Here is a 5,180-nt window from a genome sequence, read left to right on the forward strand (position 1 = left end):
CTTTTCAACGATTTCGGCTTTAACAAATCCGACAGATTCCGATTGGCTTGCTGTTTGGAGTTGACGCCGTTTGGCAAAGAACGTGGATAAACTCAGTCCATGCTCTTCACAAAAAGCGCGTTGGGTAACACTGCTGCTTTCATATTGCTCAAACAGTGATTGCCATTCTAGGTTGGTACGTCGTTTTGCCATTTCAACTCTCCTTTGGGTTGGAGAGTTGATCTTATTCTTCGTGCTGAAGGATTAGAATGCGGTGTTCATGGCACGCTTACGGATTAGCTGGCATTGTTATCCCCTTAAAAATCTAGACGACAACTATGCTGACACCGGGGGGAAACAGCCGATCGCAATCACCGAAATACGCATAAGCGACATATTGTTTTTTAAAGTTAACTGGGCTTAGATATCCAAGAGCACTGTCCTTCTTGTTCGATTATAATCAACTTCGATGTGCTTGGATGAAAATACGCAAGTGCTTGATGCATCTCTTCTCACGGGTGAGGTGTTGCGTTTCAAGTGGCGGAGAGCCTTTAAATCAGAATGCTACCCGAACAAAAAAATGGCCATAAGAAACTAAGATGTTTCATGGCCACATTGATAGATTAATGTTAAATAAATTGAGCTACGGATACTCCCCATATTTCAGCTTAGTATTAACACAATCATTTACCATCGATAGCCCAAACTAACTGTATATGCTTCTCTTGTTTCACCTTTATTATAAAGGGCTGTGATATTATAGTGTTTACCTATTTGCTTATTAAAACCAATCAAATAAGCCCATTGATTTAGAGAAACATCAACGTCATAAGTGAACTCACCTTGTAACGCATCTACATAACCTAGATTACCGGATAACGTAGAATCTAAGCCTTGATATTCAGCACCAATTAATAACTGAGCTCTATAATCAACAAGCTGATAACCAACCATTGGTTGAGCAACAAACAGAGTATCACCCCAGCTCGAAGAGCCCTCTAATCGTGTTTGAGATGCGGTCATATTAAGCGTGGCGAAAAATTCTTTATACCCGACGGCTAGTGTAGTACCCACACCTAACAGATCATAGTCAAGACTTAAAGGAAGCTTCAATCGACCAGGGCTACACAGAGGGAGTCCTTCATTGCTTAGCGCACTACATAAGGCATCACCTAATCCAGGATCGATGCCGTTTAAACTATCTTTAACTTCGTTTAAACTCTCCGATGTATATTGCGCATCAATGGTTGCCTTAACTTTAATCTTTCCAGCTAAAGCGTAAACATTCCAGAAAGGCAAAATATAGACATCTCCCCTTATACTAAAACTCTCAGCATTAACTTTGGCGAAGGTCTCTGTCGGTTCAAAGTCCTTATCTAAATTCTGAAGGCCTAATGCTCCGAGACCTAAATTAAAAGATTGAAAGCCAAGATCCATATCTTGATTGCGATAAGCGACAGAAAAACCGTATGGAAGAGGAATATCAATACCTTGTCTACGGACTAAGTCTCCCATCAGTGGGAAAAAACTACTGACCTCGACCTTTTCTTCTCGAATACGAGGATCTGATGCTTCTTCAAGCTTTTCACTATCTAGAACTTCGACACCATCTACATCGTCATAAAAAGCGACGGGAGTCATGAGCAATGACAGAGTAAGCTTTTCTTTTTTTCTAGTTACTCCGTTTGCCACAATGGTTTTGCTTTTAACGTAAAATTGACCATTGTAACGCTCACTGATTAAGATTTCTTGTCTATAATCCTCAATTCTATAAGTACCATAGGTAAATGGTTGCGAATTAGTGATCACCATTTTAACAGGCTTGCGATCTTCAACACTTATCTCAACTCGCATGAAACGAAAATAGGCGACATCTTGAGGTAGTTGATACTTAGAATAGTTAAAACGTACAATTGCACGACGTTCATCTAATTCTTCAACGGTAACCGAAGACCGATCGTAACTATCTGAGTAGGCGCGAAGTCGATATTCTGTTTTAGTCAAATATTCAATGGAGTCTATCGCTCCACCATCTTCTGAGAGTGAAGGTTCACCATCTATTTGAGAAATTTGATCCTGAAAATATTTAATCCTCAAATCAATATTTCCCTTTAAATCTGTTGTTTGCACTAAATAAAAAGATGAAGATGAAGCCTCCTCATTAATTGAAGTGACTTTACGAACGTGCTCAACAATATGATCACCTTGAGATAAAGTACTAATACCATACTTAGGTAGGTGTTCCGGTATGCCATACTGCTCAAAAAACGAAGCTTCTTTTGCATTAGCAATATTAGAGAGTATCAAAATAAAAGAAAAGAAACTTACGCACCAAGATCTACGAAATAAAATAAAAAAAAATTTCGATGATTTACTTTCACCTCTATCCAACAAACTCTATGTAGCATCATTCCTACCTCACTGTAATAAAAGACGACTTAGTAAATAGCATCACAAATACCTTGTGATGTGCTAGCATCAATACCCATATTTATCGTAGCATCCCACGCTGTAATATTCTTGTTTATTTCGCCACCATCATCCGTGGCATTATTAACTATCACCAATATGTTATCTGTATCTTCTTGGTATCGATATTCAGGGTTGAATAATTCATCGCTAAACCACAAACTCGATACTTCTCCCATAAGAAGAAGGTCACCTTCATCAGGCGCTATCTTCGATCCGCTTTGGTTATATAATCGATTAAATACAAAAGGAATTTCAGCTTGGTTACAGGCTTTTCCACCGAAGCAAGCCAAATTACCTATTGTGTCAAAAATAGAGTCTTCAATCAGCTGGTTATTAAAACTTGCGACATAGTCAAAATGATAAATGATAGGAGTGATGTCATGATCGACTTCTTTTGCGTAATCACGAATAGCACATTTATATATCAATTGATTATTTAATTGATTAAACTTTCTTATCTCTTCTGATACCCCATCTAAAGTGGTAGGATTTTCCGATGGTGAGAAATCATCAAAGCGTAAAGGCGTGTCGGTCAACCGATCTACATATAGGATTGATGATATTAACGTGTACGCAGGTATATCTGCTATTTGTGGCAAATCACGAATATCATCACTATCTCCTATTAAAAATAGGACAACATCAAGTAATTTAATACCCGGTAATAATTCTATATTAATCAAGAATAGTAACTTTAACTCCGCTATATAACTATCCGTTTCATTGTTATTAAATCCTATAATAGAAGGGACGGTTAAAGGAGCTTCATGAGCGAGGCTTGTTACGTGATAGCCTGGGTATTCCTCATATTCTGTGCAAACCCCAAGGAATGTCTTTATGCACTCACGATGGGACTCAATGTAGGGTGAAAAGGGAAGTAATTTCGCTCGCGGTTCGATTGCTGCAATATCCGATGCGTATTTCAAAGTAAGCTTCGCCACAATCGATTCCGTGCTATCGCCATCTTCAATCCAGCCCAAGATGTCACTGACCATACTTTCGATGGTTTGGTCAGGTAAACCAAACAAGCGTCCCGTTATTTCTGCTTTTACTTGTTTTTGTAGTTCTAAAATCTGATCAACCGTCAATTGGTTAATACTTAAATCAGGATACAGCGTTGCCATTGCAGTTTCTAAAGTGTCGTATTGGTCTTTCGCTGCAGCGTATGATTCAAATGAAAGTCCGAGCGGTAAACTTTGCATAATCGCTCTGCTAAAGAAATTACCGGCAATATCATCTTCAGGATCGCGCTCTCCACTGGTTGTTTGCTGAAGCGCATTAATTGATGTCGCACCAGCACCTTGCCCAAATACAGTGACGTTTGTACTATCTCCGCCAAAGTCTTCGATATGTTGGCTAACCCACTCTAGAGCTCGCTTTTGATCACCAACCGCAAAGTTGCCTCCTTTCGTTTGACCTGCATCTTCAACCCACCGTTTTCCCAATAAACCAAGACGGTAGTTAAAAGTAACAGCGATAAAGGGGTTATCACTCATTGTACTTTGTGCAACGGCGACATCTGGAATTATATTGGGCAGGTGTCCAGATCCCGTTTCAAACGAACCACTATGGATATAAACATACACAGGTAATAAATCACCTGAAGTCGCATTATTAGGTCTCCATACGTTCAAGTAAAGGCAGGTCTCTGAGTACAATTCTGTTGAGCCAAACTGAGGGCATATGTTCCCAAAGTCTGTATACGAATTATTTTCGGTCACCGCTTGTGCTAGAGGCAGCATCACACTGTGTTCAAAACGGTCAGGCGCACCGAAGAAAAAATCACCTTCGCTACTATCGCCCGAGTAAGCATAAGGTATCCCTTTGAACGTTTCTATTGTAACCAGTGAGATACCGTCTTCAGTCGCAGAAAGTGAAGGGGCGACTGTGATTATTGGTTCTTTGAGGCCTTGTATAGTCACTTCACCTATTTGAGCCTCAAAAGTAATGGGTTGAGGTGATTCCTCTTCAGGAGCAGGGGTAAAGCTGAACTCAGTAGAATCATCACGACAACCGAAAAGTACAACTCCGATCAAGACCAAAAATGCTTTTGTCATCACTTACCTCTTCAATATCGAAAGTAAAGAACATTGCTATCACGCTTTGAATACCAAAATCAATCTTCTAATATTAGACTTAAAAATCAGAAAAGGTGGACAATATTACAATTACAGGTTCTGTCGTAAACAGTGGTGATAGGTTAAACTCTTCATCAAAATTCACCACTGCCGACGCTATGGCCATCAAATTTACAGGCGCCACTTTCCTTCCGACATCATTCTTCCGGCTGTTCGTTATTACGTTTCTTATAAGCTGAGCTACCGTGAAACCGAAGAGATACTCAATGAGCCAGGTATCGATGTTGATCACTCAACCATCAATCGGTGGGTTATCAAATACGCCCCACTATTGGAGCACAGAGCACACCGAAGAAAGAAGCCTGTCGCTACTTCGTAGCGGATGGATGAGACTTACATTAACGTCAAAGGCCAGTGGAAGTATTATTACCGAGCCGTTGATAAATGCGGTAATGTGATTGATTTTTTACTGTGCGAATACCGTGACGAGAAGGCAGCTCGCGCCTTCTTCACCAGGCGTTGTTGATCAAATCAGCTTGAAGATCAACGACACCATATGTAGCTAGCCGTTAGCTTCTAACGGGCATACCTAGTCCTATGACTTTGTTAATCGCTTTGACATTCGCCATGATTTCGCCCACTTGAGCGTTG

3 protein-coding genes and 1 pseudogene are annotated in these 5,180 nt (G+C 40.2%); 1 reads left to right on the forward strand and 3 read right to left on the reverse strand.

The genetic code is table 11. The annotated features are described in order from the left end of the window. The 3 genes from tnpA to AB4493_RS20285 all read right to left on the reverse strand — a co-directional run. The coding region (gene tnpA / locus AB4493_RS20275) for an IS66 family insertion sequence element accessory protein TnpA (RefSeq protein ID WP_408063596.1) at positions 1 to 192 on the reverse strand (192 nt) is incomplete at its 3' end. Positions 193 to 666: 474 nt separating this feature from the next. Beyond that, positions 667 to 2,370, reverse strand: coding sequence for a hypothetical protein (locus tag AB4493_RS20280; protein WP_372155704.1), 1,704 nt, complete (start codon positions 2,368 to 2,370; stop codon positions 667 to 669). Between the two features lie 47 nt (positions 2,371 to 2,417). Further along, complete coding sequence (locus tag AB4493_RS20285) at positions 2,418 to 4,508, reverse strand: carboxylesterase family protein (RefSeq protein ID WP_372155705.1); 2,091 nt, start codon at positions 4,506 to 4,508, stop codon at positions 2,418 to 2,420. A gap of 190 nt (positions 4,509 to 4,698) precedes the next feature. On the opposite strand from AB4493_RS20285, the pseudogene AB4493_RS20290 reads away from it, so the two are divergent. Further along, positions 4,699 to 5,046, forward strand: a pseudogene (locus AB4493_RS20290) (IS6 family transposase); the annotation flags it as partial. Positions 5,047 to 5,180: the final 134 nt, after the last annotated feature.

The sequence above is a fragment of the Vibrio sp. 10N.222.55.A1 genome, from assembly GCF_041473835.1.
GTDB lineage: Bacteria > Pseudomonadota > Gammaproteobacteria > Enterobacterales > Vibrionaceae > Vibrio > Vibrio crassostreae_C.

Bases quoted from the DNA above. Each gene is read 5' to 3' on its own strand.
- AB4493_RS20285 (WP_372155705.1), bottom strand. From the start codon at position 4,508: ATGACAAAAGCATTTTTGGTCTTGATCGGAGTTGTACTTTTCGGTTGT.